25 protein-coding genes are annotated in these 23,976 nt (G+C 55.9%); 16 read left to right on the forward strand and 9 right to left on the reverse strand.

The window, feature by feature from the left end:
• The first annotated feature begins 47 nt into the window (after positions 1-47).
• The 7 genes from rodZ (at position 48) to MRY16398_RS07030 (ending at position 7,297) form a co-directional block, all read left to right on the forward strand.
• Positions 48-1,061, forward strand: a complete 1,014-nt coding sequence (gene rodZ / locus MRY16398_RS07000) for a cytoskeleton protein RodZ (protein ID WP_125124074.1) — start codon at positions 48-50, stop codon at positions 1,059-1,061.
• Positions 1,062-1,087: 26 nt separating this feature from the next.
• Positions 1,088-2,206, forward strand: coding sequence for a flavodoxin-dependent (E)-4-hydroxy-3-methylbut-2-enyl-diphosphate synthase (ispG, locus tag MRY16398_RS07005; RefSeq protein WP_125124075.1), 1,119 nt, complete (start codon positions 1,088-1,090; stop codon positions 2,204-2,206).
• A gap of 92 nt (positions 2,207-2,298) precedes the next feature.
• Positions 2,299-3,573, forward strand: coding sequence for a histidine--tRNA ligase (hisS, locus tag MRY16398_RS07010; RefSeq protein WP_039079790.1), 1,275 nt, complete (start codon positions 2,299-2,301; stop codon positions 3,571-3,573).
• A 36-nt stretch (positions 3,574-3,609) separates the two neighbouring features.
• Entirely contained in the window at positions 3,610-4,230 is a 621-nt protein-coding gene (locus MRY16398_RS07015; protein WP_039079669.1) for a YfgM family protein, read from the forward strand.
• A gap of 10 nt (positions 4,231-4,240) precedes the next feature.
• Positions 4,241-5,419 carry an outer membrane protein assembly factor BamB gene (gene bamB, locus MRY16398_RS07020; RefSeq protein WP_039079670.1) on the forward strand — a complete coding sequence of 393 codons (1,179 nt, stop codon included), beginning with the start codon at positions 4,241-4,243 and terminating at the stop codon, positions 5,417-5,419.
• 122 nt (positions 5,420-5,541) lie between these two features.
• A complete protein-coding gene (gene der / locus MRY16398_RS07025; RefSeq protein ID WP_125124076.1) occupies positions 5,542-7,020 on the forward strand; it encodes a ribosome biogenesis GTPase Der in 1,479 nt (492 codons plus the stop codon).
• A gap of 55 nt (positions 7,021-7,075) precedes the next feature.
• Positions 7,076-7,297 (forward strand): zinc ribbon domain-containing protein, encoded by a 222-nt coding sequence (locus MRY16398_RS07030; protein WP_039079672.1) that lies wholly within the window; start codon positions 7,076-7,078, stop codon positions 7,295-7,297.
• On the opposite strand, the gene MRY16398_RS07035 is transcribed toward MRY16398_RS07030, so the two are convergent.
• Together MRY16398_RS07035 and MRY16398_RS07040 are read right to left on the reverse strand one after the other, a co-directional pair.
• Entirely contained in the window at positions 7,294-7,644 is a 351-nt protein-coding gene (locus MRY16398_RS07035) for a protealysin inhibitor emfourin (protein ID WP_039079673.1), read from the reverse strand. The two genes, MRY16398_RS07030 and MRY16398_RS07035, sit on opposite strands and share 4 nt — an antisense overlap.
• Positions 7,644-8,669, reverse strand: a complete 1,026-nt coding sequence (locus MRY16398_RS07040; protein ID WP_039079674.1) for a M4 family metallopeptidase — start codon at positions 8,667-8,669, stop codon at positions 7,644-7,646. Before MRY16398_RS07040 ends, MRY16398_RS07035 begins: the two co-directional genes overlap by 1 nt.
• Positions 8,670-8,796: 127 nt before the next feature.
• On the opposite strand from MRY16398_RS07040, the gene MRY16398_RS07045 reads away from it, so the two are divergent.
• On the forward strand, positions 8,797-9,930 hold the full coding sequence (locus MRY16398_RS07045; protein ID WP_232034386.1) for an MFS transporter: 1,134 nt from the start codon (positions 8,797-8,799) through the stop codon (positions 9,928-9,930).
• A 1-nt stretch (position 9,931) separates the two neighbouring features.
• Here the strand turns inward: MRY16398_RS07045 and xseA are convergent, their stop codons facing one another.
• Positions 9,932-11,314: an exodeoxyribonuclease VII large subunit gene (xseA, locus tag MRY16398_RS07050; RefSeq protein ID WP_125124077.1), complete on the reverse strand. Its 1,383-nt coding sequence runs from the start codon at positions 11,312-11,314 to the stop codon at positions 9,932-9,934.
• Between the two features lie 159 nt (positions 11,315-11,473).
• Here xseA and guaB point away from each other — a divergent pair, with 159 nt between their 5' ends.
• The 6 genes from guaB (at position 11,474) to repC (ending at position 18,368) form a co-directional block, all read left to right on the forward strand.
• A complete protein-coding gene (gene guaB, locus MRY16398_RS07055; protein ID WP_039079791.1) occupies positions 11,474-12,940 on the forward strand; it encodes an IMP dehydrogenase in 1,467 nt (488 codons plus the stop codon).
• 62 nt (positions 12,941-13,002) lie between these two features.
• Positions 13,003-14,580: a glutamine-hydrolyzing GMP synthase gene (gene guaA / locus MRY16398_RS07060; RefSeq protein WP_039079792.1), complete on the forward strand. Its 1,578-nt coding sequence runs from the start codon at positions 13,003-13,005 to the stop codon at positions 14,578-14,580.
• A 308-nt stretch (positions 14,581-14,888) separates the two neighbouring features.
• Entirely contained in the window at positions 14,889-16,091 is a 1,203-nt protein-coding gene (locus MRY16398_RS07065; RefSeq protein WP_125124078.1) for a tyrosine-type recombinase/integrase, read from the forward strand.
• A gap of 290 nt (positions 16,092-16,381) precedes the next feature.
• Positions 16,382-16,612, forward strand: coding sequence for a helix-turn-helix transcriptional regulator (locus tag MRY16398_RS07070; protein WP_000410046.1), 231 nt, complete (start codon positions 16,382-16,384; stop codon positions 16,610-16,612).
• Positions 16,613-16,615: 3 nt separating this feature from the next.
• The gene (locus MRY16398_RS07075; protein WP_016241392.1) at positions 16,616-17,482 is read left to right on the forward strand and encodes a helicase RepA family protein; all 867 of its coding nucleotides are present in this window, start codon (positions 16,616-16,618) and stop codon (positions 17,480-17,482) included.
• The gene (gene repC / locus MRY16398_RS07080) at positions 17,469-18,368 is read left to right on the forward strand and encodes a replication protein C, IncQ-type (protein WP_000033721.1); all 900 of its coding nucleotides are present in this window, start codon (positions 17,469-17,471) and stop codon (positions 18,366-18,368) included. Before MRY16398_RS07075 ends, repC begins: the two co-directional genes overlap by 14 nt.
• Before the next feature lie 529 nt (positions 18,369-18,897).
• On the opposite strand, the gene MRY16398_RS07085 is transcribed toward repC, so the two are convergent.
• The 6 genes from MRY16398_RS07085 to MRY16398_RS07110 form a co-directional block, all read right to left on the reverse strand.
• Positions 18,898-19,224 carry a hypothetical protein gene (locus MRY16398_RS07085; protein ID WP_125124079.1) on the reverse strand — a complete coding sequence of 109 codons (327 nt, stop codon included), beginning with the start codon at positions 19,222-19,224 and terminating at the stop codon, positions 18,898-18,900.
• Between the two features lie 2 nt (positions 19,225-19,226).
• Positions 19,227-20,870 carry a P-type conjugative transfer protein TrbL gene (gene trbL, locus MRY16398_RS07090; RefSeq protein ID WP_125124080.1) on the reverse strand — a complete coding sequence of 548 codons (1,644 nt, stop codon included), beginning with the start codon at positions 20,868-20,870 and terminating at the stop codon, positions 19,227-19,229.
• Between the two features lie 2 nt (positions 20,871-20,872).
• On the reverse strand, positions 20,873-21,055 hold the full coding sequence (locus MRY16398_RS07095) for a hypothetical protein (RefSeq protein ID WP_125124081.1): 183 nt from the start codon (positions 21,053-21,055) through the stop codon (positions 20,873-20,875).
• A gap of 2 nt (positions 21,056-21,057) precedes the next feature.
• On the reverse strand, positions 21,058-21,849 hold the full coding sequence (gene trbJ, locus MRY16398_RS07100) for a P-type conjugative transfer protein TrbJ (protein WP_125124082.1): 792 nt from the start codon (positions 21,847-21,849) through the stop codon (positions 21,058-21,060).
• A gap of 270 nt (positions 21,850-22,119) precedes the next feature.
• A complete protein-coding gene (locus MRY16398_RS07105; protein ID WP_000844753.1) occupies positions 22,120-22,344 on the reverse strand; it encodes a hypothetical protein in 225 nt (74 codons plus the stop codon).
• A gap of 2 nt (positions 22,345-22,346) precedes the next feature.
• Positions 22,347-22,556, reverse strand: coding sequence for a TraC family protein (locus MRY16398_RS07110; RefSeq protein WP_000101768.1), 210 nt, complete (start codon positions 22,554-22,556; stop codon positions 22,347-22,349).
• A gap of 541 nt (positions 22,557-23,097) precedes the next feature.
• On the opposite strand from MRY16398_RS07110, the gene MRY16398_RS07120 reads away from it, so the two are divergent.
• Both MRY16398_RS07120 and MRY16398_RS07125 read left to right on the forward strand, forming a co-directional pair.
• Positions 23,098-23,481, forward strand: coding sequence for a plasmid mobilization protein (locus MRY16398_RS07120; protein ID WP_060426170.1), 384 nt, complete (start codon positions 23,098-23,100; stop codon positions 23,479-23,481).
• A gap of 191 nt (positions 23,482-23,672) precedes the next feature.
• Positions 23,673-23,858: a hypothetical protein gene (locus tag MRY16398_RS07125; RefSeq protein WP_072258719.1), complete on the forward strand. Its 186-nt coding sequence runs from the start codon at positions 23,673-23,675 to the stop codon at positions 23,856-23,858.
• The last annotated feature ends 118 nt before the right edge of the window (positions 23,859-23,976 follow it).

Below are 23,976 nucleotides of genomic sequence, written 5' to 3' on the forward strand. Positions count from 1 at the left end.
ACTACGCGCCTGAATCTTAAATTTTCACGTACCAGCAGTTGTAGCGAATGAATACTGAAGCCACTCACGACCAAAACGAAGCACAAACCACGGGCGTTCGTCTGCGCAATGCCCGTGAACAACTCGGACTTAGCCAGCAGGCGGTAGCTGAGCGCCTCTGTCTCAAAGTTTCCACGGTACGCGATATTGAAGACGATAAGGCTCCTGCCGAATTGGCTTCAACATTCCTGCGTGGTTACATCCGCTCGTATGCGCGTTTGGTGCATATCCCGGAAGAAGAATTGCTGCCGATGATTGAGAAACAGGCCCCGATTCGGGCGGCGAAAGTCGCGCCGATGCAGACCTTTTCTCTGGGTAAACGTCGTAAAAAACGTGACGGCTGGTTAATGAGCTTTACCTGGCTGGTGCTGTTTGTGGTTGTTGGCCTGACGGGCGCATGGTGGTGGCAAAACCATAAAGCGCAGCAGCAAGAGATCACCACAATGGCCGATCAGTCATCTGCAGAGCTGAACGCCAGTGGTAGCAGCGAAGGGCAGAACGTTCCGCTGAATAACGATGCGGTCAGCACTGCGCCAGAAACACCAAATACTACGGCTGCGACTACGCCAGTTGAGCCAACGGCGCCGACAACAGCCGCGCCTGCAACAGCCGCGCAAACGCCTGCGGCAACCGCGCATTCCAACGCCGTTGTTTCGCCTTCTCAGGCACCTGTTACTCAATCCCCTGCCGCTCAGCCATCGGCTAACGCGAATAACGCGCCACTGCCGACTGACCAGGCGGGTGTCGCCTCCCCGGACGCCGCACATGCGCTGGTCATGAACTTCAACGCCGACTGCTGGTTAGAAGTGAGCGATGCAAGCGGTAAAAAATTATTCAGCGGCATCCAGCGTAAAGACGCGACGCTGAATTTGACCGGCCAGGCGCCTTACAAGCTCAAAATCGGTGCACCTGCTGCGGTACAGATTCAATATCAGGGTAAACCTGTCGATCTGAGCCGCTTTATCAGAACTAACCAGGTTGCACGCCTGACCCTCAATGCCGAACAATCAGCAGTACAGTAACAGACGGGCAACGCGGGAGATTTTTCATGCATAACCAGGCTCCGATTCAACGTCGGAAATCGAAACGGATTTACGTTGGTAATGTGCCGATTGGCGATGGCGCCCCCATCGCCGTGCAGTCAATGACAAACACCCGCACCACAGACGTGGACGCGACGGTTGCGCAGATTAAAGCGCTTGAGCGCGTTGGCGCTGACATAGTTCGTGTTTCCGTTCCTACCATGGACGCGGCAGAAGCCTTCAAACTGATTAAGCAACAGGTGAGTGTACCGCTGGTCGCGGATATTCACTTTGACTACCGCATTGCGCTGAAAGTCGCGGAATACGGCGTCGATTGCCTGCGTATCAACCCAGGCAATATCGGTAATGAAGAACGTATTCGCATGGTTGTTGACTGTGCGCGCGACAAAAATATCCCTATCCGTATTGGCGTTAACGCCGGATCGCTGGAAAAGGATCTGCAGGAAAAGTATGGTGAGCCCACGCCGCAAGCGTTGCTGGAATCTGCCATGCGCCATGTCGATCACCTCGACAGACTCAATTTCAATCAATTCAAAGTCAGCGTAAAAGCCTCCGATGTATTCCTGGCGGTGGAGTCATATCGTCTGCTGGCAAAACAGATCGATCAACCATTACACCTTGGCATCACCGAAGCGGGCGGGGCGCGCAGTGGCGCGGTTAAGTCAGCGATCGGCCTGGGCTTACTGCTGTCGGAAGGGATCGGCGATACGCTGCGTGTCTCGCTGGCGGCGGATCCGGTTGAAGAGATCAAAGTTGGCTTCGATATCCTGAAATCACTGCGCATCCGTTCGCGTGGCATCAACTTTATCGCCTGTCCTACCTGCTCACGTCAGGAGTTTGACGTGATCGGCACCGTAAATGCCCTTGAACAGCGCCTGGAAGATATCATCACGCCGATGGATGTTTCGATCATCGGTTGCGTGGTGAACGGCCCTGGCGAAGCGCTGGTTTCTACGCTTGGCGTGACCGGTGGCAACAAGAAAAGCGGCCTTTACGAAGATGGCGTACGCAAGGACAGACTGGATAACGACGATATGATTACCCAGCTTGAAGCCCGCATCCGTGCGAAAGCATCAATCCTGGATGAAGCTAATCGTATTGCTGTGCAACAGGTAGAAAAATAACGTGATGGGAAGCGGCTGGCTTCCCGTGTATGATGAACCCGCAAGGCGCAAGCCCTGAGGGTTCATTTTTTGTATTCAAAAAGAGAATAAACGTGGCAAAGAATATTCAAGCCATTCGCGGCATGAACGATTATCTGCCTGGCGAAACCGCCATCTGGCAGCGCATTGAAGGCACACTCAAAAACGTGCTCGGCAGCTACGGTTACAATGAAATCCGTTTGCCGATTGTAGAGCAGACCCCGTTATTCAAACGCGCGATCGGCGAAGTTACCGACGTGGTTGAAAAAGAGATGTACACCTTTGACGATCGCAACGGCGATAGCCTGACGCTGCGTCCAGAAGGTACAGCGGGCTGTGTACGCGCCGGCATCGAGCATGGTCTTCTGTACAATCAGGAACAGCGCCTGTGGTATGTCGGTCCGATGTTCCGCTATGAGCGCCCGCAAAAAGGTCGCTACCGCCAGTTCCATCAGTTGGGTGTCGAAGTGTTTGGCCTGCAGGGCCCGGACATTGATGCCGAACTGATTATGCTTACTGCGCGCTGGTGGCGTGCGCTGGGAATCTTCGATCACGTTAGCCTCGAACTGAACTCTATTGGCTCGCTGGAAGCACGTGCAAACTATCGCGATGCGCTGGTGGCGTTTCTTGAGCAGCATAAAGAGCAACTGGACGAAGACTGCAAACGCCGTATGTACAGCAATCCGCTGCGCGTACTGGATTCCAAAAACCCAGATATTCAGGCGCTTCTGAACGCGGCGCCAGCCCTGGGCGATTATCTGGATGAAGAGTCTCGTGAACACTTCGCGGGCCTGTGCAAACTGCTGGAAGCTGCGGGTATTGCCTACACGGTCAACCAGCGTCTGGTGCGCGGTCTTGATTATTACAACCGTACCGTTTTCGAATGGGTGACCACCAGCCTGGGTTCTCAGGGAACGGTCTGCGCAGGTGGCCGTTACGACGGTCTGGTCGAGCAGCTTGGCGGGCGCGCAACGCCGGCGGTTGGCTTCGCGATGGGCCTTGAGCGACTTGTTTTGTTGGTTCAGGCAGTTAATCCGGAATTTAAAGCAGAATCCGTTGTCGATATATACCTGGTAGCGTCAGGCGAAAACGTACAGTCCGCTGCAATGCAACTGGCTGAACAGGTACGCGATGCGTTACCTGACGTTAAGCTCATGACGAACCACGGCGGCGGTAATTTCAAAAAGCAATTTGCCCGTGCCGATAAGTGGGGCGCTAAGCTCGCACTGGTGCTGGGTGAGTCTGAAATCGCTGACGGTAACGTTGTAGTGAAGGATTTACGCTCTGGTGAGCAAAATACGGTAACGCAGGACAGCGTTGCGGCGCATTTGCGCACACTACTGGGCTAATCTCCCCGGTGAATTATCGTTAAGGAGAAGGACTGCGTGGAAATTTACGAGAACGACAACGAACAGGTAGACGCGCTCAAACGCTTTTTTGCTGAAAACGGCAAAGCGCTGGCTGTTGGTGTCATTTTAGGTATTGGTGCATTAGTTGGCTGGCGCTACTGGACAAGTCACCAAATCGAAACAGCGAGATCGGCTTCGCAAGGCTATGAAAACGCCATTACCGCGATTCGTGCTGATAAACCTGAAACGCTGACGGCGGCGGAGAAATTCGCGGCTGAGAATAAGAATACCTATGGCGCGCTGGCATCACTGGAACTGGCACAGCAGTATGTTCAACGCGATGAGCTGGAAAAGGCTTCCGCGCAACTGCAACAAGGGCTTGCCGCCACCAGCGATGACAACCTTAAGGGCATGATTAACATTCGTCTCGCCCGTATCCAGGTACAGCTTAAGCAGCAAGATGCCGCGCTGAAAACGCTTGATAGCGTGAAAGGCGACGGCTGGGCGGCCATTGTTGCCGACCTGCGTGGCGAAGCGCTGCTCAGCAAAGGCGACAAACAAGGTGCACGCACCGCATGGGAGAATGGCGTTAAAAACAACGCATCCCCGGCGCTGAGTGAAATGATGCAGATGAAAATCAACAATTTGTCCATCTAAGAGGGACCCGATGCAATTGCGTAAATTACTTCTGCCTGGGCTGCTGTCCGTCACCTTACTGAGCGGTTGTTCCCTGTTTAGCGGCGAAGAAGACGTTGTCAAAATGTCCCCTCTGCCGACGGTGACTAACCAGTTTAACCCGTCTACCGCGTGGAGTACCTCCGTGGGTAGCGGTATTGGCGATTTTCATTCTAATTTGCATCCGGCGCTGGACAGTGGCGTGGTCTACGCTGCTGACCGTCGCGGTACGGTAAAAGCGGTTAGTGCGAGCGACGGCAAAGAAGTCTGGTCCGTTAACCTGGCAGAAAAATCTGGCTGGTTCTCCAGCAGCCCGGCGCTGTTGTCCGGTGGTGTGACCGTCGCAGGCGGCCATGTCTACGTGGGCAGCGAAAAAGCGAAGGTTTATGCGCTGAATACGAACGACGGTTCCCAGGCATGGAAAACCAACGTTGCCGGTGAAGCGTTATCCCGCCCTGTTGTCAGCGACGGCCTGGTGCTGATTCATACCAGTAACGGCCAGCTACAGGCGCTTAATGAGAGCGACGGTGCGGTGAAATGGACGGTTAACCTTGATATGCCGTCACTGTCCCTGCGTGGCGAATCCGCACCGGCTACCGCCTACGGCGCAGCCATTGTGGGTGGCGACAACGGTCGCGTAAGCGCCGTGTTGATGCAGCAGGGCCAGATGATTTGGCAGCAGCGTATTTCTCAGGCAACGGGTCCGACTGAAATCGACCGTCTGAGCGATGTCGATACAACGCCGGTGATTGTAAACGGCGTGGTTTATGCGCTGGCTTACAACGGTAACCTGACGGCGCTGGATTTGCGTAGCGGCCAGATCATGTGGAAACGTGAACTGGGTTCAGTGAGCAATTTCATTGTCGATGGTAACCGCATCTACATGATTGACCAGAATGACCGCGTTCTGGCGCTGACCACCGACGGTGGGGTGACGCTGTGGACACAAAGCGATCTCCTGCACCGTAACCTTACCGCTCCGGCGTTGTATAATGGTTACATCGTGACCGGTGACAGCGAAGGCTACATGCACTGGATTAACGTCGAAGACGGGCGTTTTGTCGCGCAGCAGAAAGTGGACGGCTCCGGTTTCCTGACCGATCCTGTTGCTGCGGAAGGCAAACTGCTTATCCAGGCTAAAGACGGTACGCTGTACGCCATCACGCGTTAATCGCGCGAAGGTGGTCGTTCGTGAGAAGACGGCTCCTGTTGCAGGGGCCGTTTTACTGTTTTTAAAACGTCGCCAGCGTTGCGACGTTTTGATTTTGAATTCTAAGTAATGAGGCTTTAAACATGATACCTGTGGTCGCGCTGGTCGGGCGCCCTAACGTTGGAAAATCCACGCTTTTTAACCGTTTAACACGCACCCGTGATGCGCTGGTAGCGGATTTTCCGGGGCTGACCCGTGACCGTAAGTACGGTCGTGCTGAAGTCGAAGGTCGTGAATTTATCTGTATCGATACGGGCGGTATTGATGGTACGGAAGACGGCGTAGAAACCCGTATGGCGGAACAGTCGCTGCTGGCGATTGAAGAAGCCGATGTGGTGCTGTTTATGGTGGATGCGCGCGCCGGGCTGATGCCGGCTGACGAAGCCATTGCCAAACACCTGCGCTCGCGTGAAAAACCGACATTCCTCGTCGCGAACAAAACGGACGGTCTGGATCCGGATCAGGCGGTTGTCGACTTCTACTCGCTTGGCCTGGGTGAGATTCACCCGATTGCCGCCTCGCATGGCCGTGGTGTTGTCAGCCTGCTGGAACACGTTCTGCTGCCGTGGATGGATGAAATCGATCCGCCGGAAGAGCTGGATGAAGACGCTGCCTACTGGGCGCAGTTCGACGAAGGCAAAGGTGAAGACGGCGAAGAAGAGCCGGAAGACGACTTCAACCCGCAGGACCTGCCTATCAAGCTGGCGATCGTCGGGCGTCCTAATGTCGGTAAGTCCACACTGACTAACCGTATCCTCGGGGAAGAGCGTGTTGTGGTTTATGACATGCCGGGCACCACGCGTGACAGTATTTATATCCCGATGGAGCGTGATGGACGCGAGTACGTTCTGATCGACACCGCGGGCGTGCGTAAACGCGGCAAAATCACCGATGCGGTGGAAAAATTCTCGGTAATCAAAACGCTGCAGGCGATTGAAGACGCTAACGTCGTGATGCTGGTTATTGATGCCCGTGAAGGTATCTCTGACCAGGACCTCTCACTGCTTGGCTTCATCCTCAATAGTGGGCGCTCACTGGTTATCGTGGTCAACAAATGGGATGGCCTCAGCCAGGAAGTGAAAGAGCAGGTCAAAGAGACGCTGGACTTCCGTCTGGGCTTTATCGACTTTGCTCGCGTGCACTTCATCTCCGCACTGCATGGCAGCGGCGTAGGTAACCTGTTTGAATCCGTGCGTGAAGCCTATGACAGCTCGACCCGTCGCCAGAGCACCGCGATGCTGACCCGTATCATGAATATGGCGTCTGAAGATCACCAGCCTCCGTTAGTTCGCGGTCGTCGCGTGAAGCTGAAATACGCGCATGCCGGTGGTTATAACCCGCCGATTGTGGTGATTCACGGCAACCAGGTAAAAGATCTGCCGGACTCCTACAAGCGTTATCTGATGAACTACTTCCGTAAATCGCTGGATGTGATGGGCACACCTATCCGTATTCAGTTTAAGGAAGGGGAAAACCCGTATGCAGATAAACGCAATACGCTGACGCCAAACCAGATGCGTAAACGTAAGCGCTTGATTAAGCATATCAAGAAAAGTAAGTAAGGTCGGAAATACCGGTGGCATTATCGCCACCGGTTGACATTCTGGGAGGATATTTATGGATCTTAAATGCCCAACCTGCCACAACCCGCTGGAATTGATTGGCACGCATGGTCACTGTCATGGCTGTGATAAAGATTACGCACTCAACGCGTTATGCCCGGAGTGCCAGAAGCCGCTGGACGTGCTCAAAGCCTGCGGAGCGGTGGACTATTTCTGCCAGCAGGGCCACGGCCTGATCTCCAAAAAGCGGGTGGTCTTCGCCCTGCAGGACGCTTAATCACAGACGCCGCTTTCGCCCTTTTTCCACAAATCCACCAGCGAGGGCGGTGCCTCCTGTTCCGGCACCAGCAAGATGATATCGGTATAGTGCGCCTGGTTGTGGTGGGTCCAGATTATCTGAATGCGGAAATAACGCTGGTCGCCGCGCCCCGGCGAGTCCGTCTGCCCCGGCGGAAAGCCACGAGGCAGCGCTTGCTGTAACACATCAATCACCCGCGCTCGCTGCTCTGGTGTGAGAGCGGAAAGGGCGATTCTGCGCAGGCCGCTCAACTGTGGGATAAACGCCACCCCCCCTTCGCGGGCAAGCTCAATGACCGCGTCCTCAGTGAGCTCGGGAATATTCATCACAGCACCCCTGTCTCAATCCAGGCCTGTTTAATGGCTTCTGCGGTCTCTTTTCCCGACCGTTTTTCGCCGTGGGCGACGGTCAGACGGGCGAACGCCGCAAAATCCGCGTTCTGCGCCAGCGCCCGATCGCAGACGGTGTCATACCACGCGTAGCCTGCTTTCTCCCAGGCGTGGCCGCCGAGCGCGGTGGCGGCGAGATAGAACGCACGGTTAGGGATGCCGGAGTTAAGATGTACGCCGCCGTTATCCTCGCGGGTTTTTATAAAGTCCTTCATATGCGCGGGCTGGGGGTCTTTGCCGAGCAGCGGGTCGTCATAGGCGGTGCCAGGTTCTGCCATAGAGCGCAACCCCTTACCGTTGATGCCTGCGGCCAACAGCCCTTCGCCAATAAGCCAGTCCGCTTCTTGTGCGGTCTGTTTATGCAGATATTGTTTCACCAGCGAGCCGAAGACATCGGATAACGATTCATTAAGCGCCCCGGATTGTTCGAAATAAATCAGCCCGGCTTCGGTTTCCGTTACGCCGTGGCTAAGTTCGTGGGCGACAATATCCGGCGCGATAGTGAAACGGTTAAAGATCTCGCCGTCACCATCGCCAAATACCATCTGCTGACCGTTCCAGAACGCATTCTGGTATTCACGTCCATAGTGAACGGTACCGATAAGCGTCAGGCCCTTATTATCCAGTGAATCGCGATGATAAATTTTCCAGAAAAAATCGTGCGTCACACCCAGATATTCCCATGCTTCATCTACGGCGATATCGCCATTTGATGACTGCCCCTCAAAGCGCACCTGCGTGCCTGGCAACTCCTGAGTCTGTTTCGCATCGTAAATGTCCCGCTGCAACTGGCCCGCTTTCGCGACATGCGGCGCGGCAGGTTTGCCCGGCATATGTGCCATGAGCGTCTGGACGTGGGTTAGGGTCTGGCGGGCGCACTTTTGCTGTACGTCGGAGCCGTTATCAATAATGCGGCGCAGGATGTAGGGCGGGATAACACTGTGAAGTCGTGTCGCTGTCATGCTGCTCTCCTGATTGTTGGCAAGGCTGACTACAAGTTTATGTGACATTCGCCTTTTTTACCCCTTACGCGGCAAAACTGTCGGTTTCGACCATCATTAACTGCTCAATCAGAAAAGAGGGTCGGGTGTGGCTAAAACAATTTCACCGCTTGCGTTAACCGGGTTTTTGCTCATCGCAGTGACGTATGGTATGGCCCGTTTTGCCTGGGGGCTGATGCTGCCATCGGTAGGGCAGGATATTGCGCTGAGCCCACGGTCGGCGGGTGTTATCGCCGCCTGTAGCTATATCGCCTACTGTTTTTCTTCGCTCTGGGCCGCTCCGGTAACCGGGCGTTACGGCTCCCGTACCACCGCGATCGTCTCGGCACTCTGCGCTGCGCTTGGGCTGCTGATCCTGGCGTTGTCTTCAGGTGTACTACACCTTGCGCTGGGGCTGTTTATCGCCGGTCTGAGTTCGGGGCTGGCATCGCCGTCACTGGCTGCGGCGGTCAGCCAGGCGGTGGCAGAGCGTCGGCAGTCCACCACTAACACCTTTATCAATGCCGGTACTGGCGGCGGCATTATCCTTTCCGTACCGGTACTGCTTTTTATCCCCTTTGGGTGGCGTGGAGCCTGCGTAGCTTTCGCGGTGCTTGCTCTGCTTTGCCTGCTACCGGTGATGCGCTACTTACCCGCCGCCCGGGCGCCGGGGGCTAAAAAGGAGCAATCCTGGCGGCAGGTCTTACAGTGCCAGGCACTGCGACGGCTGGCGCTGATTGCGTTTATCTGTGGGATAGCGAGCGCGGCGTGGTGGAACTTTGGGCCCGATATTCTGCAAAAACACCTGCACCTTGAAAAAGAGACCACCAGCATGCTGTGGCTGGTGAGCGGCGGGGCGGGAATTGCTGGCGTCTTTACTGGCGCGCTGGCCGCCCGGACAGGCTGGAACCCGGTTTACTGGCTATCGCTGCTTTTTATGGCCGCGCCGCTGGCGCTACTGGCTGTAAGTCATGGTTATAGCGGGTGGCTTATTCCGGCGGCGGCCCTCTGTGGCGTGGGTTATATCACGCTTTCCGGCGTGCTGCTGGTGTGCGGTGCGTCCGCAACGGCAAATGCTCCCGCCGCCGGAGTGGGCATTGTCTTTTTTATGCTGGCGGTGGGGCAGGTGGCGGGGGCGATAATTTTTGGGCAACTCTATGCAGTACTGGGGGCGGCCTGGTCGCTTTTGATTTTTGCCGGACTGGCGTTTTTTGTTATGTTGCTGACCCCGACGAAGCCGTGAATTAGCCTGCGTTGCGGGGTTTAGACGCCCGCGTTTTTTTCACGGGCTGGACGCTTTTCACTTCACTTTCTACCCAGCCATCGGCGAGACGGGTTGTAAGCGTATCGCCCGTTTTGACCTGTTTCGCCTGTTTCAGCACCTTGCCATCGGCGGCCGTGGTGACGCTATACCCGCGTGCCAGCGTCGATAACGGGCTGACCGCCTCCAGGTGCGTCACCGCCTTGCCGAAACGCTCTCGCGTTACGCTTAACTGTGCGCGCAGGCTTTCCGCCAGCCGGTATTCCAGTTGCTGAATACGCGTCTGCGCACGCCAGATCCGCGGCTGCGGGTTTTGCTGATTCAGACGCTGGGCGACGCGGCGTTGTCGCTGGGTAGCCTGTTTAAGCTGGCTATCCAGCGCGACACGCATCCGCTGGCGGAGTTTTTCCAGCACGGTTTGCTGACGGGCGAGGCGCAACTGCGGATGCTGCTGTTGCAGCCTGTGATTAAGTTGGGTAAAACGCCGGGTGCGGTTAGCAATGAAAAAGTCCATCGCCATCTCAAGACGTTGTTGAGCAGACTGGATCTGGCGCAGCAGTTCCGTCTGGTTGCGACTGACGATTTCCGCGGCGGCAGAGGGGGTAGGGGCGCGTAAATCCGCCACAAAATCCGCAATGGTCACATCGGTTTCGTGGCCGACGGCGCTGACCACCGGAATGCGGCTGGCAAAAATGGCGCGCGCCACGCGTTCGTCGTTAAAGCTCCATAAATCTTCCAGCGAGCCACCGCCACGGCCAACAATCAGCACATCACATTCCTGACGCGTGTTCGCCAGTTCAATGGCGCGCACAATCTGCCCCGGCGCATCGTCACCTTGTACCGCCGTGGGGTAAATGACCACCGGCAGAGAAGGATCGCGTCGCCTCAGGACGTGAAGAATGTCATGCAGCGCAGCGCCGGTTTTCGAGGTGATAACGCCAATACAGTGGGCCGGTGTGGGGAGCGGTTGTTTGAACTGCTGATCGAAAAGCCCTTCCGCTGACAGCGCCGCTTTCAGTTGCTCATATTTCTGCTGCAGCAACCCTTCACCAGCGGGCTGCATGCTTTCAACGATTATCTGGTAATCGCCGCGCGGGTCATAGAGCGTGACGGAGGCGCGCACCAGTACCTGTTGGCCATGCTGCGGGCGGAACGTTACGCGACGGTTGCTGTTACGGAACATCGCACCGCGAACCTGCGCCGTGTCGTCTTTAAGCGTGAAATACCAGTGACCAGAGGCAGGCTGTGTGAAATTGGAGATTTCACCCGTTATCCAGACCTGGCCCATTTCGCGTTCCAGCAGGCTACGTACTGTTTGATTCAGGCGAGTAACGGTAAAAATTGCGGGGCTTTGAAGAGATGACATGTGAGCTAGATCAAATTCTAAATCAGCAGGTTATTCAGTCGATAGTAACCCGCCCAGAGATGAGTGCAAGTATTTTTCGCAAAAAAATGTGGAAGCAATCGGTTACGCTCTGTATAATGCCACGGCAATATTTAACCACCCAGGTCAGAGATATTGCCCATGCTACGTATCGCTAAAGAAGCCCTGACGTTTGACGACGTCCTCCTCGTTCCCGCTCACTCCACCGTTCTGCCGAATACTGCCGATTTGAGCACTCAGCTCACTAAGACCATTCGTCTGAATATTCCGATGCTCTCCGCAGCAATGGACACCGTTACGGAAGCGCGCCTGGCAATTGCCCTGGCACAGGAAGGCGGCATTGGCTTTATTCATAAAAACATGTCCATCGAACGCCAGGCTGAAGAAGTTCGCCGTGTTAAAAAACACGAGTCCGGCGTGGTTAAAGACCCTCAGACCGTTCTGCCAACCACTACCCTGCGCGAAGTGAAAGAACTGACCGAGCGTAACGGTTTTGCCGGTTACCCGGTGGTTGCCGAAGACAATTCACTGGTGGGCATCATTACCGGTCGTGACGTTCGCTTTGTCACCGACCTGAACCAGCCTGTTAGCGTATACATGACGCCGAAAGAGCGTCTGGTCACCGTTCGCGAAGGCGAAGCGCGTGAAGTTGTATTCGCGAAAATGCACGAAAAACGCGTTGAGAAAGCGCTGGTTGTCGACGATAAATTCCGTCTGCTCGGTATGATCACCGTGAAAGACTTCCAGAAAGCGGAACGTAAACCGAACGCCTGTAAGGACGAGCAAGGCCGTCTGCGTGTCGGTGCGGCGGTTGGCGCAGGTGCGGGCAACGAAGAGCGTGTTGATGCGCTGGTTGCGGCGGGCGTTGACGTTCTGCTGATTGACTCCTCTCATGGCCATTCCGAAGGCGTTCTGCAGCGTATTCGTGAAACCCGTGCCAAATACCCGGATCTGCAAATCATTGGCGGTAACGTAGCGACGGGCGCAGGCGCACGTGCGCTGGCGGAAGCCGGTTGCAGCGCAGTGAAAGTCGGTATCGGCCCTGGCTCTATCTGTACCACCCGTATCGTGACCGGCGTGGGTGTTCCGCAGATCACGGCTGTATCCGACGCGGTTGAAGCGCTGGAAGGCACCGGTATTCCGGTTATTGCTGACGGTGGTATCCGCTTCTCTGGCGACATCGCCAAAGCGATTGCCGCTGGCGCGGCAGCGGTGATGGTCGGCTCTATGCTGGCAGGTACCGAAGAGTCCCCGGGCGAAATCGAACTCTACCAGGGCCGTTCTTACAAATCTTACCGCGGGATGGGTTCTCTGGGCGCGATGTCCAAAGGCTCCTCTGACCGTTACTTCCAGACGGATAATGCCGCTGACAAACTGGTGCCGGAAGGTATCGAAGGTCGCGTGGCGTATAAAGGTCGCCTGAAAGAGATCATTCACCAGCAAATGGGCGGCCTGCGTTCCTGTATGGGGCTGACCGGCTGTGGTACCATCGACCTGCTGCGCACTAAAGCGGAATTCGTGCGTATCAGCGGTGCGGGCATCCAGGAAAGCCACGTCCATGATGTGACCATCACCAAGGAATCCCCGAACTACCGTATGGGCTCCTGATATTTTCCACGCCCGGCTAAATGCCGGGCGATTTTGTTTCACTTGCCTCGGAATTAGCGTCAATGACGGAAAACATTCATAAACATCGCATCCTTATCCTCGATTTCGGTTCTCAGTACACGCAACTTGTTGCCCGCCGCGTGCGTGAGCTTGGTGTTTACTGTGAACTGTGGGCATGGGATGTCACCGAAGCGCAGATTCGTGAATTTAACCCAAGCGGTATCATTCTTTCCGGCGGCCCGGAAAGTACCACTGAAGATAACAGCCCGCGCGCACCGCAGTACGTGTTCGAAGCTGGCGTGCCGGTATTTGGCGTGTGCTACGGCATGCAGACCATGGCGATGCAGTTGGGCGGCCATGTCGAAGCGTCCAGCGAGCGCGAATTCGGCTATGCACAGGTAGAAGTTCTGACCGACAGCGCCCTGATTCGTGGTATTGAAGATTCCCTGACCGCAGACGGCAAACCGCTGCTGGACGTGTGGATGAGCCATGGCGATAAAGTGACGGCTATCCCGTCTGACTTTGTTACCGTTGCCAGCACCGAAACCTGTCCGTTCGCCATTATGGCTAACGAAGAAAAACGCTTCTACGGCGTACAGTTCCACCCGGAAGTGACCCATACCCGTCAGGGCCTGCGTATGCTGGAGCGTTTCGTTATCGATATCTGCCAGTGTGAAGCCCTGTGGACCCCGGCGAAAATCATCGACGACGCTATCGAACGCATCCGTGCGCAGGTTGGCGACGACAAAGTGATCCTTGGCCTGTCCGGCGGCGTTGACTCCTCCGTGACGGCGATGCTGCTGCACCGTGCAATCGGTAAAAACCTGACCTGCGTGTTCGTCGATAATGGTCTGCTGCGTCTGAATGAAGCTGAGCAGGTAATGGATATGTTCGGCGATCACTTCGGCCTGAACATTGTTCACGTGGAAGGCGAATCACGCTTCCTGAGTGAACTGGCGGGCGAGAACGATCCGGAAGCCAAACGCAAAATCATTGGTCGCGTGTTCGTTGAAATCTTCGACGAAGAAGCCCTGAAACTTGAAGACGTGAAATGGCTGGCGCAGGGCACAATTTACCCTGACGTGATCGAGTCTGCCGCATCGGCGACCGGTAAAGCGCACGTGATTAAGTCTCACCACAACGTGGGCGGCCTGCCGAAAGAGATGAAGATGGGTCTGGTTGAACCGCTGCGTGAGCTGTTCAAAGACGAAGTACGTAAAATCGGCCTTGAGCTGGGTCTGCCGTACGATATGCTTTACCGCCATCCGTTCCCGGGGCCAGGCCTTGGCGTTCGCGTTCTGGGCGAAGTGAAGAAAGAGTACTGCGACCTGCTGCGTCGTGCCGATGCCATCTTTATTGAAGAGCTGCGTAAAGCTGACCTTTACAACAAAGTTAGCCAGGCTTTTACCGTCTTCCTGCCGGTCCGCTCTGTTGGCGTGATGGGCGATGGCCGTAAGTACGACTGGGTTGTCTCTCTGCGTGCCGTTGAAACCATCGACTTTATGACCGCGCACTGGGCACACCTGCCGTACGACTTCCTGGGCCGCGTTTCCAACCGCATCATCAACGAAGTGAATGGCATCTCCCGCGTGGTATATGACATCAGCGGTAAACCACCAGCTACGATTGAGTGGGAGTGATCCCGCGTCCGGCATAGACCGGCATCAAAGAGCACTAAAACACCTATAAGCCCGCGTAACTGCGGGCTTTTTTCGTTCTTGGCGTAGCACTGTCTGGCAAATTTTCGCATCGCCAAGCACCCCGTTTCTATGGCATGGTAGATGGTACGATTTGAACCTGATGCCATGTTCGGCACTCGATACCATGCCGCCTCTGATGGGGTGTTCATGGTATTGAATTTAGGTAACACATTGTTCTTAAATAATTTTTTTGAGGATTTGTGGGGCTTTTTGAGCATGGTATTTTTGAGAGGAAACCCAACCCGACCATGCTGACTGATACCAAGCTGCGCAACCTCAAGCCAAAGGACAAGCTCTACAAAGTGAATGACCGTGACGGCCTCTACGTGGCCATCACGCCAGCGGGTTCGATTTCATTCCGCTACAACTACTCGATCCACGGCAGGCAGGAGACAATCACCTTCGGCCGCTACGGTGTCGGAGGGATCACGCTAGCGGAAGCACGCGAACGGCTGGGTGAAGCCAAGAAGATGATCGCCGCAGGGAAATCTCCAGCCAAGGAGAAGGCGCGGGACAAAGCACGCGTCAAGGATGCCGAGACATTCGGCGCGTGGGCCGAGAAGTGGCTGCGCGGCTATCAGATGGCAGAAAAGACTCGCGATATGCGTCGAGCCACGTTCGAGCGCGAGCTTAAGCCGAAGTTCGGCAACCAGAAGCTGACAGAAATCACCCATGAAGATTTACGGGCGCTGGCTGATGCCATCGTGGAGTGCGGGGCACCGGCAACGGCCGTGCTTTGCCGCGAAATCGTGATGCAGGTCTTTCGGTGGGCCATCGAACGCGGCCAGAAGGTCGAAAACCCGGCCGATTTGGTGCGCCCCTCGACCATCGCCAAGTTCGAGCCGCGAGATCGAGCGCTGACGCCTGATGAAATCGCCTTGATGTACCAGTATATGGAGCGCATCGGCACCACACCTTCGATCCGCGCGGCCGCCAAGCTGCTGTTGCTGACGATGGTACGCAAGAGCGAACTTACCAACGCAACGTGGAGCGAAATCAATTTCACCGACGCGCTCTGGACAATCCCCAAGGAGCGGATGAAGCGCCGCAATCCCCATCTGGTGTTCCTGTCGAGGCAGACGCTGGACATTTTCATAGCCCTGAAAACGTTCGCGGGCGGCTCGGAGTACGTTCTGCCATCGCGCTATGACTCGGATTTGCCGATGAGCAGCGCCACGCTCAATCAGGTGCTCACGCTGACCTATCGTCTGGCGCAGAAAGAAGGGCAGTCGCTTGGCAAGTTCGGACCGCACGACTTGCGGCGTACGGCCAGCACGCTGCTGCATGAGGCGGGCTATAACACCGATTGGATTGAGAAGTGCCTCGCGCACGAACAGAAGGGCGTTCGCGCCGTCTACAACAAGGCCGAATATCGCGACCAGCGCCGGGCGATGCTACAGGATTGGGCGGACATGATTGACGAGTGGACAATCAGGAAGCCCCGCCTCTAGGACTGATTCGGAGCCTTGAGACCTCCATTTTGTAGCGAAATGCCCACTTCGGTGGGCTTTTTTTTGTCCGTAAAACGTATTCCAGATGGACAGGCAATTTTCGCTATCTGCGTCAAATAAAGTGCCAAGAAAAACAAAGAACTGCGAAGGTTTTTATTTTGAAAGGTGGACAGTTTTCGGACGATAACTAGTTGATTTTATTGAGAAAAATTGCATCTATGATGCTGGAAATCACCGGCATTGTGGGGCAATAATTAAACCTCGGACGATGACAAAACGAGGTATTCGGTGTGGAAAAAGAATTAAGGAGAGCCAGTAAAGTTCTCATCAGCAAAAAGCAACTGCTGGAGATGATTCCGCTGTGCGAGCGCACGATCTACAACTTTGAAAAGCAGGGGAAATTCCCTCAGCGCATTGCACTCAGTAGCCGCAAGGTCGTGTGGGATTTGGCTGAGGTTGAGGCATGGATTGATGCATGCAAACATTCAAGCCCGGCCCCTCGCCCCGGAATGGGGGCCTGAATTGTGGCGATTGACTTACGGGCAGCGTTCGAGAACGAACCGCCCACACTAGACTTTATTTGGCCGGGCTTCCTCGCAGGGACAGTAGGCGCGTTGGTGGCTCCCGGAGCCACAGGTAAGAGCTTCTGGGCGCTGGAAGCCGCAATGACCATCGCGTGCAGCGTCGCGGGTGGTGATCTTTTAGGGCTTTCCCCGGCCAGTACTGGCCGCGTGGTCTATTGCGCCGGAGAAGACCCGGCAGTCGCACTGGTGCGCCGTATTCATTCCATTGGCCAGCACCTGAACCAGCAGTCACGCGACGCCATCGCGCAGAACCTCACCCTTGAGCCGATCATGGGTAAGCGCTTGAACGTGATGGATGAGCGGCACCTTGCCCGCGTCATTGAATTTTGCGCCGATGCCCGGTTGATCGTACTGGATACCCTGAGCCGCATTCATGACAGGGACGAGAACAGCAATGGCGACATGGCAAGGCTTGTCGCCACGCTGGAGCATATTGCGGCCAGCACCGGGGCGTCAGTTCTGTATCTGCATCATGTCAGCAAGGGCAGTGCCCGCGAGGGGCAGACGGATCAACAGCAGGCGGCACGAGGCGCATCCGCTCTAATCGACAATGCCCGCTGGTGTGGCTATGTCGCCAGAATGACCGAGGCTGAGGCCGAACGCCTCAGTGATCGCATATATGACCGACAGCCTATCGGGGAAAACCGCCGGAAGTTCTTTGTTCGTTTCGGCGTTAGCAAACAGAACTACGCCGAGATTGACGCTGATCGTTGGTATCAGCGCCATGACGGCGGCGTGTTGCTGCCGGTGGAGTTGTTGGACGCCAAGCAGGACAGCGGAAAGGGGCGTCAACGTGAGCAAGCATGACTTGACTCACGCCCGGCACGACCCGGTGCATTGTCTGGCACCCGGCCTGTTCCGTAGCCTCAAACGTGGCGAACGCAAGCGTAGCAAGCTGGACGTTGTATATGACTACGGCAACGGCAAGCGTATCGAGTTCAGTGGGCCGGAACCGCTGGGGGCCGACGATCTCCGCATTCTGCAAGGACTGGTAGCAATGGCTGGACCTTCTGGCCTTGTGCTTTCTCCCGATCCTCAGACAGAAGCCGGTCGGCAGCTGCGGCTATTTCTCGAACCCAAGTGGGAAGCCGTCCAGCAGGATGCGATGGTGGTCAAGGGTAGCTATCGGTCGCTGGCCCGTGAGGTTGGCTATGCGGATATCGACAATACTAGGCCAGTACGCGATTGCATTGAGAGGCTCTGGAAAGTCTCTATCATTGCGCAAAATGGAAGGAAGCGGCAGGGCTTCCGATTGCTGTCCGAGTACGCAAGTGATGAGCAGGACGGCAAGCTGTATGTGGCATTGAACCCTCTTATTGCTCGCGCAATCATGGGCGGGCAGCACATCCGCATAGACATGGCCGAAGTTAGGAAGCTACAGACCGACCCCGCCCGCCTGATTCATCAACGACTATGCGGCTGGATCGACCTCGGTAAGTCGGGGCGGGTAGAGCTGGACACGCTATGCGGCTATGTTTGGCCGGATGAACCGACGAACCCGAATACCATCAAAAAGCGCCGCCAGACGGCACGCAAGGCGCTGGCCGAGCTTGCTGCCGTGGGTTGGAGGCTGGACGAGTATGCTAAGGGCAAATGGGAAATCGGGCGACCCAAGGCATCCGACTGTAACGCTGCTCCCCCCTGTTTAACGGCACCCCACCCCCTGTTTAACAGTACCCAACCCCCTGTTTAACGGCACCCGGCCAGTTTCTGAAAACCCAGCAACGGTGGGCCTTTGCGGGCCGTTCGCAAATTCCACCCAAGATTCTCTAAGAATCTCCAGCATGCGCGCTAAGCGCCGCGCCTTGATGGCGCAGCTCATCGCTTGCTGCTCTTGGTCGGCCTACGGCCGTTGGGCACCAAAAAAGGTAGGGCGGGCCTGCCGTCGTCGACGCGGTTAGTTCCGTGGATTACCCACCGGTCGCAGCACCTGGTCGAGCCGTTGAAACCGGCAAAAAGACATCAGGCACCAAAAAGGGAAGGGCAGGGCCAAAACCGGCACAAGGCCTCTAACGGCCTGCGAAAGCGTCCAAAATCCCTCCCGTATGGGCCGTGGTGGCGTTTTTTCAGTGTCGGTATGGGTGTTTGTCTGTCATGTATGAAAACTTCTCACAGAGCGATACAGGCCGTTTTTGCGGTGTGTAATAGACGGAGATGCTGCGGCAGGAAAACAAAACCCCGCACTCAGGCGGGGTTGTGGGTGATGGAACTGGCTGTGCTCGTCAGCGATTGATGACCCTGCCTCGCTGCCGTTCTTCCTCTTCCATCTGAAGGATGGCCATTCTCACACGCTCTACCAGTACCACCTGATTCTTGCTGCCGAAAAGTGGCATGCGATTAAGCATACCCATGCCGCCGTAGAATTGCGCAGCGGCAGGCAGAGCCAATCGGTTCACCCGATTCTGTAGTGCCGTGTACTGCTTATCCAGTGCATCGAGCTGCGGGCCAAAGCCTTTGCGTCGGAGCCATTGGCCAAGCGCCCACATACCAATACCGAGAACAAAAAAGCCGCCGAGCATCATCAGGCCAAAAAATACATCGTTCATCATGATTACGTCTCCGATTGAGAGTTAACACTAGAAGCCATGCCGGGCACATTGAGCGCGCCGACGTCTCCGGTGCTAGTGGTGTCCGATGCCGGACGAATAATGTTGGATTCCGCTTGTGCAGTCGGCTCAGCGCCGTCATCAGGCGCTGGACTGTCACTGCCGGGGACTGGAGGGGGAGATCCGGTGCCCCCGAGCGAAAGCCCGTGGGAGCTTTCCATGCCGGGTACGCTGATAGCGCCCAGCACGCCAAGCGCCCGTGTGGCCACCTCGGCGCCCTGCGCAACAGCCTTGCCGTTGCCGCCAGTCCCTTCTTTTGGTGTCATCTGCCGTTGCTGCGCGACGGCTTGCTGATCCTTATCGTCGTCACCGCCCTTCGTAGCTTTTCCGGCCTGTTTGGCGGCTTGCTTCAAGCCGCTGCCTGATTCTTGACTAGCTGGCGAAGCGGCCGCCGATACTGGATTTGCCGATCCTGACGCGGCACCCCCGCCGACGCGAGAACCTGCGGCCTTTGCGGCCGCGCCGCTGCTCCCTCCTGTGCTTGCGCCAATTCCAGCGCTGCCGACGCCCGTCGCACCACCGATGCCCCCTGTGGCACTACCGCCTGCCATGCTGGAGTTCAACGCGGAGGCCAGCCCACCACCCGCGGCACTGGCAGCGCCTCCGCCAGTTCCCGCGGCTCCTAACGCCCCTGCGGCCGGGGCTGCTGCCCCTGCTGTTGCAACAGTAGCGATTGCGGCCGCCGCACCGGCTGCACCGGCTGCGGCCATGCCGCCAATTGCAGAGCCGCCGCCCATCGACGTGCCGTTAATCATGCCGCCGATCAGTTCAGGGATGGTTTTGGTCAGGTAGGCGCACACCAAAGACAGGCCGACCAAGGTCATTAACGACGCTTCGTCATTGGTGTAGGCCGCCGACCATTCTGCGGAAACCTGCATGATCAGACCCACAATCAGAGTCAGGACGAACAGCTTGGCACCAACGGAAACGGCATAGCGAATGGGAGCCAGTGCAAATTCGCGTGTCCATTGAGAGCCGCCGAAACCCATAAACAGGACGGCTGCATTGATAATGACGTAGGCCTCTACGAGCGTCACGAACACCAGAGCCGCTATGAACGTAAAGCACATCAGGACGATCAATGCAGACACGGCCACTACAACCGATGTGATTGGGCTGAACATCGACACACCGGCCGTCAGCACCTGCCGTGAAAAGTCCACAGCAGTTGAGAACATATCCCCCGGCATCAGCTCCGCACTACCCAACCCTGCCGCGTGCGCCCCGGCCTGCCGGAAGCTGTTGACGATGGCCCCGCCCCACTCGGTCGCGTGATCGAGCATCGCATAGAAGAACCCTATCACGAGGATGAATTTCACCAGCTCATGGAGGATGTCGCCCAGTTCCGCTCCGCGCATGACCAAAGGAGCAAAAGTCCAAACTAATTGGATGACGGCAAGGCATCCCAAGAGCCACAAGGCGTAGTCATGCAGGCGCGGTGCCCATTGGTTTGAAGCGTTCTGAATCAGCCGCAGAAGGCTGTTCATAGACGTGTTGCTCTGCGCTAAATCGACCCCGGCAGCCATCGCACTAGTTGCAGATAGCAAGAGCACCGCGCCGACAAGTGCGAAAACGGTTGAACGTCGCATAGTCAGAACCCCTCAGACGGGCCGCGAGTGTTTGGGCGGCTGCGGAATTGGTCATCCTGATGGCCATTGCCGACCGCTGCGCATTCCGGCGCGGCGGCGTTCGTGACGACCACGGCCGTCAGTGCCGACCCACCAAGGGCCGAGACGAGACAGAGGGCGGCAATCAGCACCTTAGAAATCATCATGGTTAGAACCCCTCAGACGGGCCGCGTGTATTTTCACGGCTGCGGAATTGCTGTTCGGAGGCATCGCTAACGGACTGTCGTTCGTTTTGCTGCGCCATGTAGTTGCCTTGCAGGGTGATTTGTGTGGCTACCAGATCGCGCAGCTTCTGGAGCTGCTGCACGTTCTGCGCCGCAATCTCGTTCCCGGCTTGAATGGCCTGCTGACGGCCAACGGCCGACTGCGAACGACTCACCAACTGATCCAGCATCGCGTTCTCATCCTCGAATGTGCTGGTATTTACGCCAGCGGCCTGCATGGCCGTGCGGGCGTTATCGAAGCCGGATTGTGCCCAGCCCCGATAGCGCTGCGGCATGTTGTTTTGCCCTTGGCCAATCGAGTTCAGATAGCTGTCATAGCCCTTGAACTGCTGGCGAAACTGTTCGTCCAGATTGCTGATGTTGCGGCCGAGCGACTGCGCCGAGTTGTAGACGCTGGCCACGCGCTGGAGGTCGCCAGTGATGGTGTTGAACATGCGGCTGGGCAGTGACATGCCCTGCTTAATCATGTTGTCGTACTGCTGGATCTGCGTCTGCAACTGCTGCGCGGTGTTCAGTTGCGTATTCACCGCTTCGGCGTACTCGTACATCTGCTGATAGAACGTCGAGCAGTTCGAGCAGTAGATGGCATAGGCCGGAGCCGGTGCCATGTAGAGACTTACACCAAGGCCTGCGCTTGCCATTGCTAGAGCGAGCGCCGCGCCTCGACCGAATTTTCGGGCGGCATAAGCCGACGTTTTTTGCGATTCCATTTCCATACCGAATACCTCATTCTGTCATCGTCCGAGGTTTGATTATTGACCGATATGGGGCGGTTTTAAATATGCGGATAATCTTCTATCCGCATAGAATTCAATGAATTATGTCCGTAAACTGTCCGTCAATCTTCACGAGATTGTTTCTCAACACTATGATTTTGATCGCGTTTTTTCATGACAGGCGGAACGGGCTTGGCTGTCCGTTTTGATACGTTTTGCGGGCAAAAAAAAGACCACCGAAGTGAGCTTTTGATAAGCCGGTGCGTGGCGTCAGTGGGCCGCGTAATAGGGATTCTGTACGCGATAGAGGTCACGCTCTGTTTCAGGGATGTGCAAGGTTTCAAGGTGCCACTCTTCGAGTAAAGAAGCCAGCTCGGCCGCAATGCGCTGGGCTTCCATAACGCTCTTGCTAGGCCGCCCACTGGCTCGACCGAGGCAGGCTTGCAGTTCGTTGAGTTGATTGGCCAATGCGCTGATGCGGTGAGCTGTCTTCATGATCAATTCCCCTTGCTGATCCTTTCCACGATTCTATCGAATTCTTCCCGGACTTGATCGTCCGTCAGCTCAAGATTAACCAATCCTGACTTTATTGCAATTCTTCCGATTCTTTCTGCTGCCTCATTGTCGAGTTTTGCCAATCTGGCTTTCGCCATTTCAAGCTCCGAAAGGGCATCAGAACGGCGCTCTGCGAGGGTTTTTCGTGCCATGATTACTCCGTTGTTTCTTGATGATCGAGTTTCGAAAAAAGCGCGTAAACGGAGGCTATGTTCTCACCCGAGTCGAGCAATTTACAAGACTTAGATTTGGCTGACCTAGCTGATGGCCTCTTAAAGCCCCCTCCTTTTGGTGTCAGTCCGTCCTTGATGCTCATAAAATCATTCGGAAACGCGTTTTTATGCGAATGTACGCGATTCTATGCGATTAGAAGAATTGATCAATGCGATACTACGCGAATGTATGCGAATTAGCGCGAATGTACGCGATTACGCCATATTTTAATGGCGATTCTGCTCCAGTCGCATAGAATCGCAGTGAGGTAGCAGGCAGGATGTGTGTTGTACCGGTACGGGCAAGCCCGCACCAGTCCAACACCGCCCCTTACTCACCTGCGGTTCGACGGCATCCTGCTCTGCGAGGCTGACGGTCGCTGCCGCGACAAAGGAGCCACGGGCACCAAAAAGGAGGCGCAAGCCGGGCAAGACAACGACACCAATCCGCGCCATCGGGCGCGATGGAAAAGGGGCACTGATGAGTGACGAAGAACAGAAACCGAAAGGGAAGGGCCGAGGAACCCGACCCCGAGGCCAACGAATAGAGGTATGGGTGAACAACGACGAAAAGGCCGAGCTGGCCGACCGGGCTGCTCAGTCCGGTTTGTCGTTGTCCGCCTACATGAAAGCGGCCGGACTGAACGCGCCTATTCGGGCAAGGGCTGACCTGTCAGCCGTGGCCGATCTTGTGCGCGTGAACGGCGACCTTGGCCGGGTGGCCGGGTTGCTGAAATTGTGGCTCGCGGAGAAGCGCGGTCAAGGTGCAAGGCCCGTTGACGTTGAGCAGATGATGATCGAATTTCGCGAATTACAGGCGGGAATTCGAGAGAAAATGAGCGCTATAGTCTTTTCCAGAAAATGACGAAGGGTTATGCTCAGTTTTTCGGGTTTTCTGTTTGATGCTTCTTCGGGATTGGTTGCTGATTTAACCTGCAATACATATCCATTTTGATGTACTTTGGATTGTGCAATCCAATAAAATTCGGTGGGCAACATGAAATATATCAAAATTCTGCATGCTTGATTGTTCCGTAGGGATGGGGGTATCGCGAAATGAAAGACAGATCACATATTGAGGTAATGGTCGAATATCTCCGCGCCAATCCGGCCTATTCAGAACAGTTGCTTGCCGAAGTACGTCGCGATGGAAGTTTGGATGAGTTGTCGATTCTTTTACGACAGATGAAAGAGGCATTTGAGTGCGACTGTACATGTTCGGGATCCGCAGCGAAGCAATGATGACCAAGCTGCGTCGGTCGTGACGGCCCAAGCTGGATGCGGTTTCCTCAAAAACGAGTGAATATCCTTTGCGACGCTGGGCGCAAGGTGGCTTCGTAGTGCGTATGCTTAAGTCCGT

The sequence above is a fragment of the Phytobacter sp. MRY16-398 genome (genome assembly GCF_003925915.1).
GTDB lineage: Bacteria > Pseudomonadota > Gammaproteobacteria > Enterobacterales > Enterobacteriaceae > Phytobacter > Phytobacter diazotrophicus.

Excerpts from the sequence above, each read along its gene's own strand:
- MRY16398_RS07035 (WP_039079673.1), bottom strand. The coding sequence starts at position 7,644 with ATGAATATTCCCGAGCTCACTGAGGACGCGGTCATTGAGCTTGCCCGC.
- MRY16398_RS07095 (WP_125124081.1), bottom strand. The coding sequence starts at position 21,055 with ATGATGATTTCTAAGGTGCTGATTGCCGCCCTCTGTCTCGTCTCGGCC.
- trbL (WP_125124080.1), bottom strand. The coding sequence starts at position 20,870 with ATGCGACGTTCAACCGTTTTCGCACTTGTCGGCGCGGTGCTCTTGCTA.
- MRY16398_RS07040 (WP_039079674.1), bottom strand. The coding sequence starts at position 8,669 with ATGACAGCGACACGACTTCACAGTGTTATCCCGCCCTACATCCTGCGC.
- MRY16398_RS07065 (WP_125124078.1), top strand. The coding sequence starts at position 14,889 with ATGCTGACTGATACCAAGCTGCGCAACCTCAAGCCAAAGGACAAGCTC.
- guaA (WP_039079792.1), top strand. The coding sequence starts at position 13,003 with ATGACGGAAAACATTCATAAACATCGCATCCTTATCCTCGATTTCGGT.
- MRY16398_RS07030 (WP_039079672.1), top strand. The coding sequence starts at position 7,076 with ATGGATCTTAAATGCCCAACCTGCCACAACCCGCTGGAATTGATTGGC.
- ispG (WP_125124075.1), top strand. The coding sequence starts at position 1,088 with ATGCATAACCAGGCTCCGATTCAACGTCGGAAATCGAAACGGATTTAC.
- guaB (WP_039079791.1), top strand. The coding sequence starts at position 11,474 with ATGCTACGTATCGCTAAAGAAGCCCTGACGTTTGACGACGTCCTCCTC.
- trbJ (WP_125124082.1), bottom strand. The coding sequence starts at position 21,849 with ATGGAAATGGAATCGCAAAAAACGTCGGCTTATGCCGCCCGAAAATTC.
- MRY16398_RS07085 (WP_125124079.1), bottom strand. The coding sequence starts at position 19,224 with ATGATGAACGATGTATTTTTTGGCCTGATGATGCTCGGCGGCTTTTTT.
- xseA (WP_125124077.1), bottom strand. The coding sequence starts at position 11,314 with ATGTCATCTCTTCAAAGCCCCGCAATTTTTACCGTTACTCGCCTGAAT.
- MRY16398_RS07120 (WP_060426170.1), top strand. The coding sequence starts at position 23,098 with ATGAGTGACGAAGAACAGAAACCGAAAGGGAAGGGCCGAGGAACCCGA.
- MRY16398_RS07110 (WP_000101768.1), bottom strand. The coding sequence starts at position 22,556 with ATGGCACGAAAAACCCTCGCAGAGCGCCGTTCTGATGCCCTTTCGGAG.
- MRY16398_RS07105 (WP_000844753.1), bottom strand. The coding sequence starts at position 22,344 with ATGAAGACAGCTCACCGCATCAGCGCATTGGCCAATCAACTCAACGAA.
- der (WP_125124076.1), top strand. The coding sequence starts at position 5,542 with ATGATACCTGTGGTCGCGCTGGTCGGGCGCCCTAACGTTGGAAAATCC.
- rodZ (WP_125124074.1), top strand. The coding sequence starts at position 48 with ATGAATACTGAAGCCACTCACGACCAAAACGAAGCACAAACCACGGGC.
- MRY16398_RS07125 (WP_072258719.1), top strand. The coding sequence starts at position 23,673 with ATGAAAGACAGATCACATATTGAGGTAATGGTCGAATATCTCCGCGCC.
- bamB (WP_039079670.1), top strand. The coding sequence starts at position 4,241 with ATGCAATTGCGTAAATTACTTCTGCCTGGGCTGCTGTCCGTCACCTTA.